This is a genomic window from Rhizobium sp. AG855, from assembly GCF_003610655.1.
Taxonomy (GTDB): domain Bacteria; phylum Pseudomonadota; class Alphaproteobacteria; order Rhizobiales; family Rhizobiaceae; genus Allorhizobium; species Allorhizobium wuzhouense.
The window spans coordinates 2,922,428-2,941,809 of record NZ_RAQG01000003.1; the positions used below are offsets into that span (position 1 = coordinate 2,922,428).

General features: G+C 61.7%; 16 protein-coding genes. 8 read left to right on the forward strand and 8 right to left on the reverse strand.

What is annotated here, in order from left to right:
* Positions 1-249: 249 nt before the first annotated feature.
* The 3 genes from DFO46_RS14465 to galE are packed head-to-tail and all read left to right on the forward strand — an operon-like array spanning position 250 to position 4,551.
* Positions 250-2,289, forward strand: a complete 2,040-nt coding sequence (locus tag DFO46_RS14465; protein WP_120278265.1) for a glycosyl transferase — start codon at positions 250-252, stop codon at positions 2,287-2,289.
* A gap of 57 nt (positions 2,290-2,346) precedes the next feature.
* Positions 2,347-3,504 carry a UDP-galactopyranose mutase gene (locus tag DFO46_RS14470; protein WP_120277775.1) on the forward strand — a complete coding sequence of 386 codons (1,158 nt, stop codon included), beginning with the start codon at positions 2,347-2,349 and terminating at the stop codon, positions 3,502-3,504.
* Positions 3,505-3,564: 60 nt separating this feature from the next.
* Positions 3,565-4,551 carry a UDP-glucose 4-epimerase GalE gene (galE, locus tag DFO46_RS14475; RefSeq protein ID WP_120277776.1) on the forward strand — a complete coding sequence of 329 codons (987 nt, stop codon included), beginning with the start codon at positions 3,565-3,567 and terminating at the stop codon, positions 4,549-4,551.
* Between the two features lie 37 nt (positions 4,552-4,588).
* On the opposite strand, the gene DFO46_RS14480 is transcribed toward galE, so the two are convergent.
* Positions 4,589-4,972: a YbaN family protein gene (locus DFO46_RS14480; protein WP_120277777.1), complete on the reverse strand. Its 384-nt coding sequence runs from the start codon at positions 4,970-4,972 to the stop codon at positions 4,589-4,591.
* Positions 4,973-5,138: 166 nt separating this feature from the next.
* On the opposite strand from DFO46_RS14480, the gene DFO46_RS14485 reads away from it, so the two are divergent.
* From DFO46_RS14485 to aguB, 4 genes are all read left to right on the forward strand, one after another.
* A complete protein-coding gene (locus tag DFO46_RS14485) occupies positions 5,139-6,392 on the forward strand; it encodes an FAD-binding oxidoreductase (protein ID WP_120277778.1) in 1,254 nt (417 codons plus the stop codon).
* 282 nt (positions 6,393-6,674) lie between these two features.
* On the forward strand, positions 6,675-8,033 hold the full coding sequence (locus DFO46_RS14490; protein ID WP_110789881.1) for a glutamine synthetase family protein: 1,359 nt from the start codon (positions 6,675-6,677) through the stop codon (positions 8,031-8,033).
* A 10-nt stretch (positions 8,034-8,043) separates the two neighbouring features.
* Positions 8,044-9,342 (forward strand): FAD-binding oxidoreductase, encoded by a 1,299-nt coding sequence (locus tag DFO46_RS14495; RefSeq protein ID WP_120277779.1) that lies wholly within the window; start codon positions 8,044-8,046, stop codon positions 9,340-9,342.
* Positions 9,343-9,352: 10 nt separating this feature from the next.
* Positions 9,353-10,222, forward strand: a complete 870-nt coding sequence (gene aguB / locus DFO46_RS14500; RefSeq protein WP_120277780.1) for an N-carbamoylputrescine amidase — start codon at positions 9,353-9,355, stop codon at positions 10,220-10,222.
* Between the two features lie 12 nt (positions 10,223-10,234).
* Here the strand turns inward: aguB and DFO46_RS14505 are convergent, their stop codons facing one another.
* From DFO46_RS14505 to rirA, 3 genes are all read right to left on the reverse strand, one after another.
* Entirely contained in the window at positions 10,235-10,768 is a 534-nt protein-coding gene (locus DFO46_RS14505) for a gluconokinase (protein ID WP_120277781.1), read from the reverse strand.
* A 47-nt stretch (positions 10,769-10,815) separates the two neighbouring features.
* Positions 10,816-12,456, reverse strand: coding sequence for a GMC family oxidoreductase N-terminal domain-containing protein (locus tag DFO46_RS14510; protein ID WP_120277782.1), 1,641 nt, complete (start codon positions 12,454-12,456; stop codon positions 10,816-10,818).
* 208 nt (positions 12,457-12,664) lie between these two features.
* The gene (rirA, locus tag DFO46_RS14515) at positions 12,665-13,147 is read right to left on the reverse strand and encodes an iron-responsive transcriptional regulator RirA (protein WP_110789886.1); all 483 of its coding nucleotides are present in this window, start codon (positions 13,145-13,147) and stop codon (positions 12,665-12,667) included.
* Positions 13,148-13,319: 172 nt separating this feature from the next.
* Here rirA and DFO46_RS14520 point away from each other — a divergent pair, with 172 nt between their 5' ends.
* Positions 13,320-14,363: a Fe(3+) ABC transporter substrate-binding protein gene (locus DFO46_RS14520; protein ID WP_110790366.1), complete on the forward strand. Its 1,044-nt coding sequence runs from the start codon at positions 13,320-13,322 to the stop codon at positions 14,361-14,363.
* A gap of 83 nt (positions 14,364-14,446) precedes the next feature.
* On the opposite strand, the gene DFO46_RS14525 is transcribed toward DFO46_RS14520, so the two are convergent.
* The 4 genes from DFO46_RS14525 to DFO46_RS14540 all read right to left on the reverse strand — a co-directional run bounded on the left by DFO46_RS14525 (position 14,447) and on the right by DFO46_RS14540 (position 19,275).
* Positions 14,447-15,505 (reverse strand): M48 family metallopeptidase, encoded by a 1,059-nt coding sequence (locus DFO46_RS14525; protein ID WP_110789887.1) that lies wholly within the window; start codon positions 15,503-15,505, stop codon positions 14,447-14,449.
* A complete protein-coding gene (locus DFO46_RS14530; protein WP_120277783.1) occupies positions 15,495-16,562 on the reverse strand; it encodes a DUF898 family protein in 1,068 nt (355 codons plus the stop codon). The genes DFO46_RS14525 and DFO46_RS14530 overlap by 11 nt, the downstream gene beginning before the upstream one ends.
* A gap of 210 nt (positions 16,563-16,772) precedes the next feature.
* A complete protein-coding gene (locus tag DFO46_RS14535; protein ID WP_110789889.1) occupies positions 16,773-18,269 on the reverse strand; it encodes a CoA-acylating methylmalonate-semialdehyde dehydrogenase in 1,497 nt (498 codons plus the stop codon).
* A 100-nt stretch (positions 18,270-18,369) separates the two neighbouring features.
* Positions 18,370-19,275, reverse strand: coding sequence for an NAD(P)/FAD-dependent oxidoreductase (locus DFO46_RS14540; RefSeq protein WP_120277784.1), 906 nt, complete (start codon positions 19,273-19,275; stop codon positions 18,370-18,372).
* Positions 19,276-19,382: the final 107 nt, after the last annotated feature.

Sequence of the window (19,382 nt, forward strand, 5' to 3'; positions counted from 1 at the left end):
TTCCATCAGACAATCTTTGCGGGACGCGATGCTTGAACATCCACTCGGATATCGCGACCCATCAAGCAACACTCGCGGCGATACTGATGCATCATACCTAAATTTCGAACTTCTGATTGCCCCGCCTCTTTTTATCGCCGCATGCAGAGGCAAGCCCAAAGCAAGCTAGCGCCGCTAGATGAGATGACGCGCGATGGCGCCCGTGTCAATTCGAGCCTCTGGCTCCAACCTTCGTGGAATGTCCAGATCATGGATCATGCACCCGCCCAGGATAATGCTTCGCTGTTTACCGCCCTGTTGTTGCGCGCCCGCAACCAGCAGCTCCCGCTGGGTGAACTGTTCCAGGTTGCAGAGACCTTGAGTGCCAGCGGCCAGCGGGTGCTGGCAGCCGAACTCTACAAGGCGTGGATCGCTTACAACGACAGCAATCCGCTTTTGCATTTCGTCTACTTCAACTATTCCGTCACGCTGCGGCAGATGGACGACCTTGCCGGTTCCATCCAGGCGCTTCAGGCGTGCCTGCGGATCAATCCGCAATTCGGCCAGGCTCACATCAATCTCGGTCGCGCCATGGAAGACAGCGGCCTGACGCTGCAGGCGATCCAGCAATGGCGGGCCTATGCAGAGCAGACGGCCGAGATCACCGCCGAGCGGTCGAGCCACCGGTTGATGACGCTGCAGCATATCGGCCGCGTGATGGAGGGGGCCGGCCTGCTGGAGGAAGCGGAGACGGCCCTTTGGCAGGCCATCGAGTTGCGGCCGGACAAACCCGAGGCCGGACAGCACTGGCTGTCGCTGCGCCAGCATCAATGCAAGTGGCCCGTCATCGTCACCTCCGAGCATGTCACGGCACGCAATCTCGTCGATGCCATGTCGCCGCTTCCGCTCGGCTGCTACTCGGATGACCCGCTGTTCCAGCTCGCCAAGGCCTATCGCTACAACACCTTCCTCGTCGGCCGCCCCGACACGACCGGCTTCACCCGCCAGACGCCACGGATCAAGAGCGGCACGGGTCAACGGCTGCGCATCGGTTACGTCTCGTCCGACCTGCGCGATCATGCGGTCGGCTTCGCGCTGCGTGAAGTGCTCGAGCTGCACGACAAGAGCCAGGTGGAGATCTTCGCCTATTATTGTGGCGAAGCCCGTACCGGCGACGCCACCCAGGACCGGATCAAGGCTGCAGTGGACGGCTGGCGCGACATCGCATCGATCACCGATCTTCAGGCGGCAAACCAGATCGTGGCCGACGAGATCGATATCCTCGTCGACGTCAACGGCTTTACCAAGCATGCCCGCACCAAGATCTTCGCCTACCGCCCGGCACCCGTGATCGTCGCCTTTTGCGGTTATCCCGGCTCAATGGGCAGCCCCTATCACCAGTATCTCATCGCCGACGATCAGATCGTGCCGCCGGAAGCGGAAATCTACTACACTGAGAAGGTGCTGCGGATCCCCTGCAACCAGCCGATCGACCGCAAGCGCGTCATCGCCAAGACACCGACACGCACGGAAGCCGGACTGCCGGAAGATGCCTTCGTCTTCGCCTGCTTCAATGGCATGCAGAAGATGACGGCGCCGGTCTTCTCGCGCTGGATGGACATCCTTCTCGCGACACCGAACAGCGTGTTGTGGCTTCTCGGCGGACCTGACGTCGTCAACCAGCGCCTGCGCACCCTGGCGACAGAGCGTGGCGTGGCGCCGGAACGGCTGATCTTCGCGCCCAAGGCCGCCAATCCGCATCACCTCGCGCGCATCGCGCTCGCCGATCTCTTCCTCGACACCTTCCCCTATGGCGCCCATTCGACGGCGGCCGATGCGATCACCATGGGTCTGCCCGTGCTGACGCTGCCGGGCAAGACCTTTGCCTCACGCTTCTGCAGCAGCATCGTCGTTGCGGCCGGCATTCCCGAACTGGTCTGCAGCTCGCCCAACGACTACGTCGCCAAAGCGATTACCTATGCCCGCAATCCGGCAGCCCTCAAGGTTGTCAGACAGTCGCTGCAGGACCAGCGCGAAGGTAGTGTTCTGCGCGACATCCCTGCCCTCGTTCGTCGCTTGGAAGAGCTCTTCTGGCAGATGCAGGGCGAATGCGAGCGGGGCGAAACGCCGGTTCCCGACCTGACAAACCTCGATGTCTACTACGAGATCGGCGCGGAGCTGATGCTCGAGAACACGGACTTCCAGGACGAGGGGGCTTATCGCCAGCGCTACCTGGAGAAACTTGCCCGGTGGAATGAATTCTCGCCGCTTCCCCGCGACCCACGCCTTTGGACAGGCCCTTCGGCCTGAGCCCCTCCGTCAACAACGGATCGGACTGCCGAGACACCAGACAAGCAGGGAATAGAGATGAGTGCCAAGGGAAGAATAGCGATCGTCGGTGCCGGCCTTTCGGGGGCGGTGATCGGACGGGCGCTGGCAGCGGACGGCTATTCCGTCGAGATCTTCGACAGCCGCAGCCATATCGGTGGCAATTGCCACACGGAGCGCGATGCAGACACCGGCGTGATGGTTCACGTCTATGGCCCGCATATCTTCCACACCGATGACGACGAGGTGTGGGACTACGTCAACCGCTTCGCCACCTTCATGCCCTACAAGAACCGGGTGAAAACGACGAGCCAGGGGCAGGTCTTCTCGCTGCCGGTCAACCTGCACACCATCAACCAGTTCTTCGGCAAGACGCTTCGGCCCGACGAGGCGCGCGCCTTTCTGGAGACGCAGGCCGATACTGCCATCACCGATCCGCAGACCTTCGAGGAACAGGCACTGCGTTTCGTCGGCCGCGATCTCTACGAGGCCTTCTTCAAGGGATATACGCAGAAGCAGTGGGGCTGCTCGCCGACCGCCCTTCCCGCCTCGATCCTGAAGCGGCTGCCGGTCCGCTTCAACTACGACGACAACTATTTCTTCCACAAGCATCAGGGCATGCCGGAGAACGGCTATACCGACCTGGTACGTGGCATCCTCGATCAGCCGGGCATCACGCTGCATCTCGAAACGGTGTTCCACCGCTCGCAGAAGGATGCCTTCGACCATGTCTTCTATTCCGGGCCGCTGGACGGTTATTTCGATTACGAGAACGGCCAGCTCGGCTACCGGACCCTCGATTTCGAGCGGTTCACCTATGACGGCGATTATCAGGGCTGCGCGGTGATGAACTACGGCGATGTCTCGGTACCCTATACCCGCATCACCGAGCACAAGCACTTCTCCCCGTGGGAGACGCATCAGGGTTCCGTCTGCTACCGCGAGTTCTCACGCGAATGCGGCCCTGAGGATATTCCCTATTACCCCATCCGGCTCGTCGAAGAAAAGCAGCAGCTGGCCGCCTATGTGCGCCGTGCGGAAGCAGAGAAGGCGATTACCTTTGTCGGGCGCCTCGGCACCTATCGCTATCTCGACATGGACGTGACGATCCGCGAAGCGCTCGATACGGCACGTCTGTTCCTCGATCGCCGCAGGGCCGATGCTGCAATGCCGGTCTTCCTGCATTCGCCAGTCTGACCACTTGCCTGTATGGATCCGGGTCTTGCTCCGAATCGTCGATATTGAAAGCCCTGTTTGATGACCGAAACCAAAATCCTCGTCACCGGCGGTGCCGGCTATATCGGTTCGCATACCTGCCTGGCGCTCTCGGCCAAGGGCTATGTGCCCGTGGTCTACGACAATTTCTCAAGCGGCCACCGCGAATTCGTGAAATGGGGGCCGGCGGAAGACGGCGATATCCGCGATCGGGCACGGCTGCGCGAGGTCCTGGCACTGCACAAGCCGGCGGCCGTGCTGCATTTTGCGGGCCTGATCGAGGTCGGGCAATCGTTCAAGGAGCCGGAAGCCTTCTACGACATCAATGTCGGGGGCTCGCTCGCGCTGCTGCAGGCGATGATGGAAGCGGATATCCGCGCCTTCGTCTTCTCGTCTACCTGCGCCACCTATGGCCGTCCCGAATACATGCCCCTTGATGAGGCGCATCCGCAGGCGCCGATCAATCCTTATGGACGCACCAAGTACATCGTCGAACAGGCCCTGCGCGACTTCGATCTGTGCGACCGCATGCGCTCGGTCATGCTGCGTTATTTCAACGCCGCCGGCGCCGATGCCGAGGGCCGGATCGGCGAATGGCACACGCCGGAGACCCATGCCGTGCCGTTGCTGATCGAAGCGGCCCTCGGGCGGCGTGCCGGCTTCTCGATCTTCGGGGACGACTACGAGACGCGCGACGGCACCTGCATCCGCGACTATGTGCATGTCACGGATCTCGCCGATGCGCATGTGCGGGCGGTCGAGTATCTTCTGAACGGCGGGGAGACGGTCGCAATCAATCTGGGAACCGGCACCGGCACCAGCGTCAAGGAACTCGTCTCCGCCGTGGAAGCTGTCTCCGGACGTCCCTTGCCGGTCACGCAGGCGGAGCGGCGCGCAGGCGATCCACCACTTCTGGTGGCCAGCAACGAGACAGCACGCACCATACTCGGCTGGGAGCCGGAGCACGAGATCGACGACATCATCCGCTCAGCCTGGACCTGGCATTCCCGCTTCAATGGCCATTCCTGAACGTATAATCAGGCGCCTTCGATTTTCACGTCTAAGGTTAGTCCTGCGGACCGACGCCGGGCCCCAGGGGATCAGGCCGTGTCAAAACAAAGGCTGCGCAACCGATCAGGATCGCGCCGACCAGCAGCTTCAACCATAGCTGCGGCGGCCCGACGAACCAGACGATGACATAACTCATCGACATCAAGGACACGGACGCGATCTTGGCACGCCTTGAGATGGCGCCTTCGCGACGCCAATCGGTCAAAGGCTGGCCATAGCGCGGATGATCGAGAAGCCATCTCTCGAAGCGCGGTGACGACCGTGCGAAGAGCGCTGCCGCCAGGATTATGAAGGGCGTCGTCGGAAGAATCGGCAGGAAGACACCGACCACGCCGATCGCGACCAGCAGCCAGGCGGCGGCGAGAGTGAGAAGACGCATGCGGGTTCCTTCGCGGCAAAGCTCTAAGTTGCGCCAGAGATACCGCTTGTTCGCAACTTGGCAAGGATGTTGAGGATCGGACGAATTGCGGCAATTTTTCGTTTGCACCGCAACAGGGGACATGCATCCTTGGACGGCAATCTCGTCCTCAGGAATACGCAGGCCCATGTCCAAGATCACGATCGTCCTCGGCGCCGGCATCATCGGTGTCTCCACGGCCATTCACCTTGCCCGCAGGGGCCGTTCCGTGGTGCTGGTGGACCGTCGTGGCGCCGGGGAGGAAACCTCTTTCGGCAATGCCGGACTTATCCAGCGCGAAGGGGTCGTGCCCTACGGTTTCCCCCAGGATCCGGGCCTTTTGATCCGCTACGGCTTCAACAACCGGATCGACGCACATTACCATGCGAGCGCCATGCTGAAGCTCGTGCCCTTCCTGTCGCGCTACTGGTGGCACTCCAACAAGAGCCGACATGAAGTGATCGCGCGTGCCTATGCACCGCTGATCGAAAGCTCCGTGACGGAGCACAAGGACCTGATCGAAACGGCCAATGCCGGGCATCTGATCCGCAAGGATGGCTGGATGCAGATCTTCCGAACCACCGCCAAGCGGGACAAGGAGATCGCCGAAGCGGAGCGGCTGGCGCGCGAATACGGGATCAGCTATCGGGCCCTTAGCCGTGCGGATCTGGCCACGGAAGAACCACATATCCGCGGCGACTTCGTCGGCGGCCTCAAGTGGAACGACCCTTGGTCTGTGACCGACCCGCATGGGCTCACACAGGCCTATCTCACCTATTTCCAATCGCTCGGAGGACGCTTCGTCAAGGGCGATGCGCTGAGCCTGGAACAGGGCGCTTCGGGTAAGGGGTGGAGAGTGAAGACCGACGACGGAATGGTCGAGGGCGATGAAGTCGTTCTCGCGCTCGGCCCATGGTCGGAGGAGGTAACGCGCAAATTCGGCTACAGCTTCCTGCTCGGCGTCAAGCGTGGCTACCACATGCATTATTCGCCTGCCGGCAATGCCGTTCTCAACAACTGGACCATGGATGCCGAGCGCGGCTATTTCCTGGCACCGATGGACAAGGGCATCCGGCTGACGACGGGCGCGGAATTCGCCAGACGCGATGCGCCGAAATCACCCGTACAGCTGGCGCGCGCCGAAAAGGTCGCCCGCGAAATCTTCCCGCTCGCAGACCGTCTGGATGCCGAACCCTGGATGGGCGCTCGCCCCTGCACGCCGGACATGATGCCGGTCATCGGCAAGGCGCCGCGCCATGATGGCCTCTGGTTTGCCTTCGGGCATGCCCATCATGGCCTGACGCTTGGGCCGACAACGGGTAGACTGATTGCCGAAATGATCACCGGCGAAAAGACTTTCCTCGACGCAAGCGCCTGGAAACCCGAGCGTTTTCACCCTTGATCCGGAAATCTCCGCTAGCCCCCTTCTCAGGGGGCTAGCCTTTTTCGAGCCCAGGTGCTACTGAGGCCGAATAATTTGATCAAATTGTTTCCCGACGGAAACAGGCCGGATGAACTTCGCGTCGCAAGCACGCCGCCGGTTGAGGGGATCAGGAAGAGACGGGCAGTGGCATGCGCCGGTGTTTGATCCATAACGCGAAAAGCGTCTATCGTTAGCGGACAAGCCGCTCGCGCTTTCCTGCGCCATTTTGAACCCGATCGACATCAGCCATTACGGTGACCCATGAACATGGCCGAAGAGGCACGCGAATTCTTCGCGGCAAATCCCGATATTGAAGTACTCGAAGCATTCGTCATCGACGTGAACGGCGTTCCGCGCGGCAAGTGGATCCCGCGCGAGCGGGCCATCGACGTGCTGACCAAGGGCATGGCAATGCCACGCTCCGTCTATGCGCTCGACGTGTGGGGCCGAGACGTGAATGCTGCCGGCCTCGCCGAAGGAACCGGTGACCCTGACGGCATCTGCTTCCCCGTTCCCGGCACGCTCTCACGCGTGACCTGGCTGTCGCGACCGACGGCGCAGGTTTTGCTGCAGATGTATACGACCGAAGGCGAGAGCTTCTATGCCGACCCGCGCCAGGTTCTGGCCAATGTCATGGCGCGCTTTGCAGCCGCCAAGCTGACACCTGTCGTCGCGACGGAACTCGAATTCTACCTGATCGACCCCGTGCGCTCGGCGCTCGATCCGGTGCGCCCGCCGAACACGCGTGACGGTCGCTGGCATACCGGCCAGACGCAAGTGCTCTCGATTTCCGAACTGCAGGACTTCGAAGAGGTCTTCCACGGCATCTCGACGGCCGCACGCGCCCAGAATGTGCCCGCGGACACGACGCTGCGCGAAAACGGACCGGGCCAGTACGAGATCAACCTGAACCATGTGCCGGATGCGCTGGCGGCGGCTGATTATGCGGTGCTGCTGAAGCGCATCGTCAAAGGCGTGGCGCGGGCCAACGATCTCGACGCCACCTTCATGGCCAAGCCCTATGGCATGCAGGCCGGCAGCGGCATGCATGTGCATTTCTCGGTGCTGGACGAAAACGGCCGCAATATCTATGTCGGCGAGGACGGCCCGTCCGACGCGCTCTTCCATTCCGTCGGCGGGCTTCTGGAGAACATGGGCGAGAGCATGGCGATCTTTGCCCCGCACCAGAACTCCTATCGCCGCCTGCGGCCTTCGGAACACGCACCGACCTATGCGTCCTGGGGCATCGACAACCGATCGGCCGCCGTGCGCGTGATCACTGCGTCGAAACCCGCAACCCGCATCGAGCATCGCGTGGCCGGCTCCGATACCAATCCCTATCTGGTGCTCGCCATGATCCTCTCGGCGGCACTGGCCGGCATGAAGGAAAAGCTTTCGCCAGGTGGCGCCATCTCGGGCGACGACCACGCCGTGAACCACGAGCCACTGCCGACCAACTGGGACTATTCGCTGCAGCGTTTCGCCAAGTCGAGCTTCGCCTACGCGGCACTCGGGCCGAAATATCGCGGGCTCTACACGGCCTGCAAATACCAGGAACTCTCGGAGTTCTCGCTGCGCGTGACCGACGTCGAATACGACGCCTATATCAGAACCGTTTGAGGTAAGACCCATGGAAAAGTCGATCGGACCCAATCCCGGCCATGCGGCCACCTATTATGCGGCATCTGCCCGCGACAAACGCGTGCGCCCCTCGCTTGAGGGTGAACACACGGCGGACGTCTGCGTCATCGGCGCCGGTTTCACCGGCATTTCGGCGGCGCTTCAGCTTGCGGAAAGCGGATATACGGTCATCGTGCTCGAAGCCGATCGCATCGGCTTTGGCGCGTCCGGCCGCAATGGCGGACAAATCGTCAACGGCTATAGCCGCGACCTGGAAACGATCGCCCGGCGCTATGGACCCGACAGGGCCGCACGGCTCGGCGAAATGTCGCTGGAAGGCGGGCAGATCATTCGGGAACGCGTGGCGAAATACGGGATCGAATGCGACCTCGTCGACGGTGGTTTCTTCGCGGCCTTCACCGACAAGCAGGTCAAGGAAATGGCCGATGTTCGGGCCAACTGGAAGAAGCACGGCCATGACGGGCTCGAGATGGTCTCCAAGGCCGAGGTCGGCAAATATGTGAAGGCCGACCGCTATGTCGGCGGCATGATCGACCGGCGGGGTGGCCATATCCATCCGCTCGACCTCGTGCTGGGGGAAGCGGCAGCGGCCGAAAGTCTGGGTGCGAAGATCTTCGAGAAGTCGAAGGTCGTGCATCTCGACACCGGCCCGCAGCCCTTTGTTCGCACTGAGGGCGGGATGGTCAAGGCGAAGCACATCCTCGTCTGCGGCAATGCCTATATGGCCGGGCTGGCACCGAAGATCACCGAGAAGATGATGCCGGTGTCCAGCCAAGTCATGGCAACCGAACCGCTCGACGCGAAACTCATCGAAGAACTGCTGCCGGCCAATTACTGCGTCGAGGATGCCAATTACGTGCTCGACTACTACCGGCGCACGGCCGACAACCGCCTGCTTTATGGCGGCGGCATCGGGTATGGCGGCCAGGATCCAAAGAACCTCACGGGCGTCATCCGGCCGAACATGCTGAAGACCTTCCCGCAGCTGAAGGACGTGAAGATCGACTTTGCCTGGAGCGGCAATTTCGCGCTGACGCTGACGCGCATCCCGCACATGGGCAAGCTGTCCGACACGGTCTATTTCTCGCATGGCGACAGCGGACATGGGGTGACGACCACACATCTGCTGGGCAAGATCCTGGGCGAAGCCGTGCACGGCCAGATGAGCCGGTTCGACGTCTGGTCGTCCTTGCAGGCCTATCCCTTCCCCGGCGGTCGCCTGTTCCGGGTCCCGTTCACAGCTCTGGGCGCTTGGTACTACGGCCTGCGCGATAAACTCGGCGTTTGAGGAGAAAAACATGACCCGTACCGTGACCGTCGCTGCCACGCAGATGGCCTGCAGCTGGGATCTCCAGGGCAATATCGCCCGGGCGGAAAAGCTCGTGCGCGAGGCCGTATCCAAAGGCGCGCAGATCGTCCTGATCCAGGAGCTGTTCGAGGCGCCGTATTTCTGCCAGGACCAGATCGCCGAGTTCTTCGATCTCGCCAAACCTGCCCATGACTGCGCGCTGATCGACCATTTCGCAAAACTTGCGGAAGAGCTGGATGTGGTGATCCCGGTCAGCTTCTTCGAGAAGGCCGGGCAGACCTTCTTCAACAGCGTGGCGATCGTCGATGCCGGCGGCGAGGTGCTCGGCATTTATCGCAAGAGCCACATTCCCGATGGCCCTGGCTATACGGAGAAGTTCTATTTCTCGCCGGGCGATACCGGCTTCGAGGTCTGGGAAACCAAGTATGCCGCCATCGGCGTCGGCATCTGCTGGGACCAGTGGTTCCCGGAGGCCGCGCGGTCCATGGCGCTGCAGGGCGCGGAACTGCTGTTCTACCCGACCGCCATCGGTTCGGAGCCACAGGACAGTTCTCTCGACAGCTCCGGTCACTGGCAGCGGGTGATGCAGGGCCATGCAGCGGCAAATGTGATGCCCGTGATCGCCTCCAACCGCGTCGGCAAGGAAGAGGGACGCAAGGGCACGTCGCTGACCTTCTACGGCTCCTCCTTCATCTGCGACCAGACTGGCGCGATGGTGGTAACGGCCGATCGCGAGACGGAAAGTGTGCTCACGGCGACTTTCGATCTCGACGGCATCGCCCGGCAACGCGCCTCCTGGGGACTGTTCCGCGACCGTCGTCCGGAGCTGTACGGCGCATTAATGGGTTACGAAGGCTGAGGCTCTGAGAGATCAAGCCAGACTGGCAAGGCCCCTCGACGCATCGGCGACGATGGCCGCGACGGGTTGGTCGATCGAGACGGTGATGACTCCCGGTTCGCCGGTTGGCACCTCCAGCGTTGCGAGCTGGCTCTCCAGCAGGGCCGGCGGCATGAAATGGCCAGTGCGGGCGCCCATGCGGGCGCTCAGCAGGGCATGCGATCCTTCCAGATAGACGAAGGTGAGCCGCCCTGACGTCGCCCGGCGCAGATGATCGCGGTAGATCTTCTTCAGCGCCGAGCAGGAAACGACGATCCCCTGCCCCTTTGCCAAAGCTCCGGCCATGGTCTCGCCGATGATCGTCAGCCAGGGCCAGCGATCCTCGTCCGTCAGCGGCGTGCCGGCGGCCATCTTGTCGACATTGGCCTCAGGATGCAGAGCGTCGCCCTCGATAAAGGGGAGACCGAGCAGGGCCGCCAGATCCGCACCGACTGAGGATTTGCCACAGCCACTGACACCCATGACGATGATGGCGGTGGGTGACGACGTGATATGTTCGGCCTGCATGCTCTTCCTGTCGTACGGTTCCTGTGACGGCGCGACAATAAAAGGGTTCAGGCGAAATTCAATCCGGCTTCCACCCGTCGCGCGGGTTGTCGCGCCGCCCGAATGGCGGCGGCTGTCTTTTCCGCCATCATGATGACGGGTGCATTGGTATTGCCGCCGATCAGGCGCGGCATGACCGAGGCGTCGACCACGCGCAGACCGTCGATGCCGTTGAATTTCAACTCGGGATCAACCACGGCTGCGGCGTCCGAGCCCATCCGGCAGGTGCCGACCGGGTGATAGATCGTATCGGCGCGGGCGCGGATGGCGGCATTCAGTTCGGCATCGGTTTCGCCGGCCGGATAGATCTCCCGTCCGCGATAGCGAGCAAGCGCCGGAGCCGCCATGATCTCGCTCAGGCGGCGCGCGCCCTTCCGCAAGGTCGTCAAATCCCGGGGATCGCTCAGGAAAGCGGGGTCGATGAGCGGGGCTGCGAAGGGATCGGCACTCGCCAGGCGTACCGTGCCGCGCGAATAGGGGCGCAACGCACAGACATGGGCGGAGTAACCATGGCCCCAGTGCATCTTGCGAACGTGATCATCGACCATGCCGACGAGGAAATGCAGCTGGACGTCCGGCCTGTCGAGGGCAGGATCGGTCTTGAGGAAGCCGCCCGATTCCGCGCAGGTCGAGCGGAGATGGCCCATGCGGTCCGCGCGCCATTCGTTGGCGGCGCCCAGGAGATCGCGGGCCGCCGCAAGGCCGAGGCCGAAAAGATCCGTGTCAGGCGAACGGAAGATCATCGTGTAGTCCAGGTGATCCTGGAGATTGGCGCCCACCCCCGGCTGATCCAGAACAACGTCCACCCCATGCTGGCGCAGATGGTCAGCCGGGCCGATGCCCGACAACATCAGGATATGCGGTGACTGGAAAGCTCCAGCGGAGAGGATAACCTCGCGGGCAGCGCGAACCGTGCGCTCCTCGCCGCCTTGTCGGTAAACCACCCCCACCGCCCTGCCGCGCTCGACGAGTATGCGCATGACATGCGCCTCCGTCGTCACGGTCAGATTGCGGCGATGCATGACATCATGGAGATAGGCGGCAGCGGCAGAGCAGCGTTCGCCGCGCTTCGGCCCCTGCCAGAACTGCGTGGCCTGATAAAGGCCCACGCCCTCCTGGCTCGGGCCGTTGAAATCGTCGTTGTGGCGATAGCCGCTCTGTTCGCAGGCCTTGATGAAGGCGAGGTTGATCGGCCGCGCCCAGTTCTGGTCGCAGACCTGCAGCGGCCCGCCACGCCCATGCAGGGCATCGGCGCCGCGGATGTTGTCCTCCGCCTTGCGGAACCAGGGCAGCACGTCATCCCAGGACCAACCATGGCAACCCAGTTCGGCCCATTCGTCGTAGTCCCGCTGATGGCCGCGCACATAGAGCATCGCATTGACGAGGCTCGAGCCGCCAAGGCCCCTGCCCCGTGGCTGATAACCGATGCGGTTGTTCAGGCCCTTTTGCGGAACGGTGGAAAAGCGCCAGTTGCTGCCTTTCACATAGCCAGGCACGACGGCGGCGGCGGCCATGGGGATACGGGCGAATATGCCATCGCCGCGGCCGCCGGCTTCAAGGAGATGCACGGTGACGGACGGATCCTCGCTGAGTCGAGCGGCAAGTACCGCACCGGCCGACCCGCCTCCCACGATCACATAGTCGTCCATGCTGTCCCCCACACGGCCTGTCCGGCCCCCGCCGGTCTTGCGTCTCAAATATCAGACTTATTCTGCCGTGAACGTAAGCGTAGCATAGCCACCGGTCGACGCAAGAGCTTGGCCTGCAAGGATCTTCGGGCGATACCGCCCCTGCGCGTGAACAAAAAAACCCGCCAAGAGGCGGGTCATTGGAAGCAGTCCTGCCGTGCTTTAAAGGTCAGGCGGCGGGCGCTGTCACCGCGGTGACGCGGCGCGGGGCAAGGTCATCGATGCCGAGCAGGAAATTGATCTGCGGCCGGGCCTTCACCAGATCGTCGATCGAGTATTCGGTCAACACGTCGAAGAAGGCGTTGAGTGCCTTGCGCAGCGCTGAGTTCAGGCCACAGCTGTCGATCAGCGGACAATCGACGTCACCATCATCCTCGAAGCATTCCGCCATGGCGAAACTGTCTTCGGTGACCTTGACGACATCGAACAGCGTGATCTTGTCGGCGGGACGACCGAGACGCACACCGCCATTGCGGCCACGCACGGTTTCGACCAAACCAGCCTTGTTCAGCGGCTGCAAAATCTTGAACAGGAAGAGCTCGGAGACACCATAAGCCTTGGCAATTTCCGGAATTCGGCTCAACTGCTCATTGTTTGCTGCGCAGTACATCAGCATGCGCACGGCGTAATTTGTCTGCTTTGTCAAACGCATGCACGATTCCTTCGGTTGCCTTCAGGGGTATATAGCGCTTTTTGCACTTTTGAACAATTCCAAAATACTCAAGTTCTCCGCTCACGTATCCGTGATTAAAGTGGACTCGAATTGACAGCTTATCTTGATTCATGATTATGGCGCTCAACAAAGCAAGATAGGGAGACTTATGATGACCTACAACCCACTGCGTCGCATCGCGCTTGGCGCCGTATCGCTGCTGGCCCTGACGGCCGGTTCCGCCCTCGCCGAAGGTGAAGTGAATATATATTCCTATCGCCAGCCGGAGCTGATCCAGCCGCTGATGGACCAGTTCACTAAAGAGACCGGCATCAAGACGAACGTGCTGTTCCTGGATAAGGGCCTTGTCGAGCGCATTTCCGCCGAAGGTGCAAACTCGCCGGCAGACGTCATCCTGACCGTTGATATCGCACGCCTCACCGAAGCCAAGGACGGCGGCGTCACCCAGCCTCTCAACGATGAGGACATCAACAAGCAGATCCCGGCGCAGTATCGCGACACCGACGGCAACTGGTTCGGCCTGACGACGCGCGGCCGTGTGATCTATGCGTCCAAGGACCGGGTGTCCGAAGATGCGATCACCTATGAAGAACTGGCCGATCCCAAGTGGAAGGGCCGCATTTGCATGCGTGACGGCCAGCACTCCTACAACATCGGTCTCTTTGCCTCGATGGTCGCCCATCACGGTGCCGAATACACCGAGAAGTGGCTCGCCGGCCTCAAGCAGAACCTGGTGAAGAAGCCCGACGGCAACGACCGCAGCCAGGCCAAGGCGATCTTCGCCGGCGAATGCGATCTCGGCCTTGCCAACACCTACTATCTCGGCCTGATGAAGACGAACGAGAAGGATCCCGAGGAGAAGGACTGGGCGGCTGCCGTCAAGGTTCTATTCCCGAACAGCGCCGACCGCGGCACCCATGTGAACATCTCCGGCATGGCGCTCGCCAAGAACGCTCCGAACAAGGACAATGCCGTCAAGCTGATGGAATTCCTGGCCTCCGACGAAGCCCAGACGATCTACGCCGAAAAGGTCTTCGAATATCCGGTCGGCCCGCATGCGAAGCCTTCGGAAATCGTCGCCGGCTTCGGCACCATCAAGCCGGACACGCTGCCGCTGACCGAAATCGCAGCCAACCGCAAGATCGCGTCCGAACTGGTCGACAAGGTTGGCCTGAACGAAGGTCCGACGCAGTAATCCCGATCCTCCACAAGACAAGAAAAAGGGGCAGTTCCGACTGCCCCTTTTTTTGTTCCTTGTTGCGCGACCACAGATCTTGGTCAGGTTCCGCCCGGCGTCAGAGACTTTACGTAATCCTCGATCGCCTGGCGGCGTTCTGCCGTGCCGGGATGGGTGGAGATGAACGAGGTTTCACTGTCGACGCCCAGCTTTTCCTCGAGCCGCGCAAAAAAGCGTCCGATGGCCCGGGGATCGCGGCCGGCTTTTGCCATCAGTTCGACGGATATTCGGTCCGCCTCGCTTTCCGCATCGCGGGAATAGGACAGGGAGACCAGAGCTGCGCCATTGGTCAGGATGTCCTCCCCGGCCGATCCGACATCGCCGGCAATCAACATGATGAGGCCGGCCGTTCCAGCGGCGCGGTAGAGCTGACGCAGCGAATGGTCCCGCTCGACATGGCCGATTTCGTGAGCGAGGACACCCACGATCATGTCCATATCCCCGTCGGTCAGCGTGATCAGCTCGTCGGTTATCACCAGGGTACCGTCCGGCAGGGCAAAGGCGTTCGGACCGATGACACCGCCCTTGCGGAAGTTGAGATTGTAGCTCGCCACTCCCCGGACAGAGTGAGCTGCAACTTCGTTGAAGGCCGAACGGATCTCGTTCTTCTTCTCCTCCGGCAGGTCACTCGGACTGAAGACGGCCTTGTCGAGCGACAGGAGCGTGCCGCTCGCCATCCATTCGGTCACCGCCGGTGGCGTGACGACAACGGCGATCTCGACCAGAGCCGGAACTGCATAACGATAGATCGCGAAGGACAACAGGATGATGGCGGCGACAAAGGCCAGGAGCCTCGGATGGAAGCGCTCCACCTCGTGGATGATGCCCGTTCGGCCGTGGCGCTTCAGCCAGCCGTCGATCGCGTCATTGTCCCCGGCCTCGAACATCGAACCATCGGGAAACACGATCCGCCGGGGCACGCGCCCTATGCGGTCGGAAACCTCGACCCGATTGACATCGCCGACGGAAACGGGATCGCCGCCCGTTTCCAGGCGGACGAAGAGCGTCTTGCCCTCACCGAAGAGGCCGGCAGCCTCCGCCCGACTGGAGCGGGGCGGATGCCAGCGGCCCGCGACGATGCGCTTGTCATCAGAAGCCAAAATCGAACCCTTCAAGATCGAGATACTCCGCCGTGACGGCCGATCCGGACTCCTGGATGGACGAGACGACATCCCCCAGTTCGCCATCCACGACAATGCCGGAATGGGTGACGACATACCGATGCTCGCGGACCGCAGCCCAGGGGCGCATCAGGCCGAAGGTCACGACGGAAACGACCAGATTGGAGAGAAGGATCCACAGATAGCGCAGGCGCCCGAGATCGGAGAAAAGCGGGTGACGTCCGTCGAAGGTAGACGAGTTCATCACAACGTTTCGGACACCGACACGGTAGAAGATCGCAGCAACGCTCCACAGAACGAGGGCTGGAATGAGCGCGCCATAGATCGCCAGAATGATCTGGACCTGGGGCTCGTCCATGGTGTCTTCGACGCCCTCGAGGCTGTAATAGGCCATCATGCCGAGGAAGCCGCCAATCGCCGCGCCGACCAGCATCAGCAGGAAAGCTGGCAGCCAGACGCGATAAAGCGCGCCGATCTTCGGATCGGCCTGGAACTTGCGATCCCCGTAGCGCAGGTTGTTGAAGATATATCCGTAGAGCCAGCGGCTGGCGAACGGTGCGAGAATGCCCAGCGAAAACACCGAAATGAGACCGCCGAAGATGATGGCGACGACGGCACCCCAGGTCTTGCCGACAAAATCGAAGCGAATGTTGCGATAGCTGGTGACCCGTGCATTGAAACGCAGGCTGCGCATGACGATCCACGGCAAGAAGACCAGCATCAGCAGCGCAAGCACGCCACCGGCAATCGGGCTGATGGTGAGAACGACGTTGTAGACGATGATATAGCCAAGCACGATGGCACGGCCGATGAAAATCTGCAGGCCACGGGCGTGGTAGTCGAAGGAGTGGTCGTCGACAAAGGTATTGCCGTAGAAATAGCGGTTGCGGCGCACCTTCGCCCAGGCCGAATAAATTCCGACCGTAATGATGGTCAGCAGGATGTTGACGATCCAGATGCCGAAATACTCGCCGGCGCTGCCACGAAACTCCCCGCGGCGGAGATTCCCCGCGCGGCCAAACACTGCCTCTTGCATAAAATATCCCTCGTAATGCCAGACTGCGCGTCACTATCCCCGGCGACGCGTCACACACATTGACCACGAGAAGAGAGCAGGCTCAAGTGTTGAACGACACTGTGCGATGACACAGGTCGCCGCAAATTTCGTCTTTGTCCACTCAAACGACAATGCCACCCTCCCTGGCAGGAGGATGGCATTGTTGCAGTCACGAAACGTAGGCTCGGCTTACTTCATCGTCGGCATGACGAATTCGGCGCCGTCCTTGATGCCCGACGGCCAACGGCTGGTCACTGTCTTGGTGCGGGTCCAGAACTTGATCGAATCCGTGCCGTGCTGGTTGAGATCGCCAAAGGACGAGGACTTCCAGCCGCCGAAGGAGTGGTAAGCGAGCGGGACCGGGATCGGCACGTTGATGCCGACCATGCCGATGTTGATGCGGCTGGCGAAGTCACGGGCAGCGTCACCATCGCGGGTGTAGATCGCAACGCCATTGCCGTATTCGTGCTTCATCGGCAGGTCGAGGGCTTCCTCATAGGTCTTGGCGCGAACAACGGAGAGAACCGGGCCGAAGATTTCGGTCTTGTAGATGTCCATGTCGGGCGTGACGTGGTCGAAGAGGCAACCGCCGACGAAATAGCCGTTCTCGTAGCCCTGCAGCTTGAAGTCGCGGCCATCGACCACGAGCTTGGCGCCCGCTTCGACGCCCGAGTCGATCAGCGACCTGATGCGGGCCTGGGCTTCCTTGGTGACAACAGGCCCCATGTCCGCCTTGTCATCGGTATAAGGGCCGATGCGCAGGCTTTCGACCATCGGGGTCAGCTTTTCGATCAGACGGTTGGCGGTTTCTTCGCCGACGGGAACGGCAACCGAGATCGCCATGCAGCGCTCGCCGGCCGAGCCGTAGCCTGCTCCCATCAGCGCCTGGGCAGCCTGGTCGAGATCGGCATCCGGCATGATGATCATGTGGTTCTTGGCGCCGCCGAAGCACTGGGCGCGCTTGCCGTTCATCGCAGCGGTTCCGTAGACGTAACGGGCGATGGGGGTCGAGCCGACGAAGGAGACAGCCGAGATATCGGGATGCGTGAGGATGCCATCGACCGCTGACTTATCGCCGTTGACGACGTTGAGAATACCGGCCGGCAGGCCTGCTTCGATCATCAGTTCGGCGAGACGGATCGGAACGGAGGGATCGCGCTCCGAGGGCTTCAGGATGAAGGCGTTGCCGCAGGCGATGGCCGGGGCAAACATCCACATCGGGATCATGGCCGGGAAGTTGAACGGCGTGATGCCCGCGCCGATGCCGACGGCCTGGCGGATCGAATACATGTCGATGTTCGGGCCTGCGCCTTCGGTGAACTCGCTCTTCGACAGATGCGGAATGCCGATGACGAATTCGCAGACTTCGAGGCCGCGGACGATATCGCCCTTGGCGTCTTCGATGGTCTTGCCGTGTTCGCGCGAGAGGGTCTCGGCGAGTGAGTCCATGTTGTCGTTCAGAAGCTGAACGAACTTCATGAAGACGCGGGCGCGGCGCTGCGGATTGGTGGCGGCCCACTTGGCCTGGGCCGACTTGGCGTTCTCCACGGCGGCGTTCAGCTCTTCGGCGCTGGCGAGCGAAACCTCACCCTGCACTTCGCCGGTGGCCGGGTTATAAATCGGCTGCTTGCGACCCGAAGTGCCGGCGACATGCTTGCCGCCAATGAAATGACCAACCTGATACATGGGTTTCCTCCTGAATTCTGATGGAGGCAGTATGCGCTTCGATTTCGACAAATCAACGCGATGATTTCCGCATCCGTTGTGCAAAAATCGAAGCTACACATCATTTCCAGAGCGAGGCTTCAATCAGGGCACGATGGGCGGCAATGCCGGCCATGACGCCGGACGCGCTCGCCAGCGTGGCATTGTGCATGGGACTTGCCGCGTCGCCAGCGGCAAAGACACCCGGCAGGCTGGTCGAGCCCATCTGGACCTTGATGTGCAGACCCTGCGGCCCTTCTTCCAGTTCCAGACCGAGTTGCGACGCCAGCGGCGAGGCGATCGATACCTTCGACTGAGCAAAGAGAGCGTCGACCTGCACAACACGCCCATCCTCCAGGCGAACACCCTCCAGCGCCTGCCCCTCGCCGATCAGTCCGACGACCCTTTCGGTCTCGATGGTCACGCCGCGGGCGAGCAACATGGCGTGATGCTCCTCTTCGAAGACGATGCCGGGTTCGACGAACATGGTCGTCTTGCCCCAATCGGGCAGGAGACCGCCCTGATGGGCCGCAAGCGGCGAGGAGGCGAGAATGCCGATCGGACCGCCACCGATTTCATAGCCATGGCAATAGGGGCAATGCAGGACGGTGCGGCCCCAGCGTTCGGCAAGGCCGGGGATCTCCGGCAGCGCATCGGTGACGCCGAGGGCGAGCACGAGCACGGAGGCCTCGACCAGACGGCCACCGACAATTCCCACCTTGAACCCGCCAAGACGGCGCTCGGCGGTCTCGGCCTCCCCTTCCAGGAGGGTGAAGTTCGGATAGCGGGCAAGCTGCTCCAAGGCCCGGCGGCGGATTTCCGCTGGTGCCACACCATCCTGGCCGAGAAAGCCATGCGAAGCTTCAGCGAAGCGATTGCGCGGACGACCGGCGTCGATCAGGAGGATGTTGCGGCGGGTGCGGACCAGCTGCATGGCGGCGGAAAGGCCGGCAAAGCTGCCGCCGACGACGATTGCATCATATTTCATGCGGGAGGCCTTTCATGTAACTTTTGATGTTATGTATCTTCTTAAGTTACATGATCCAGACTCGTCAAGTGATGTAACTCGACTTGTTGCGTGAGCCCGCATGCGCT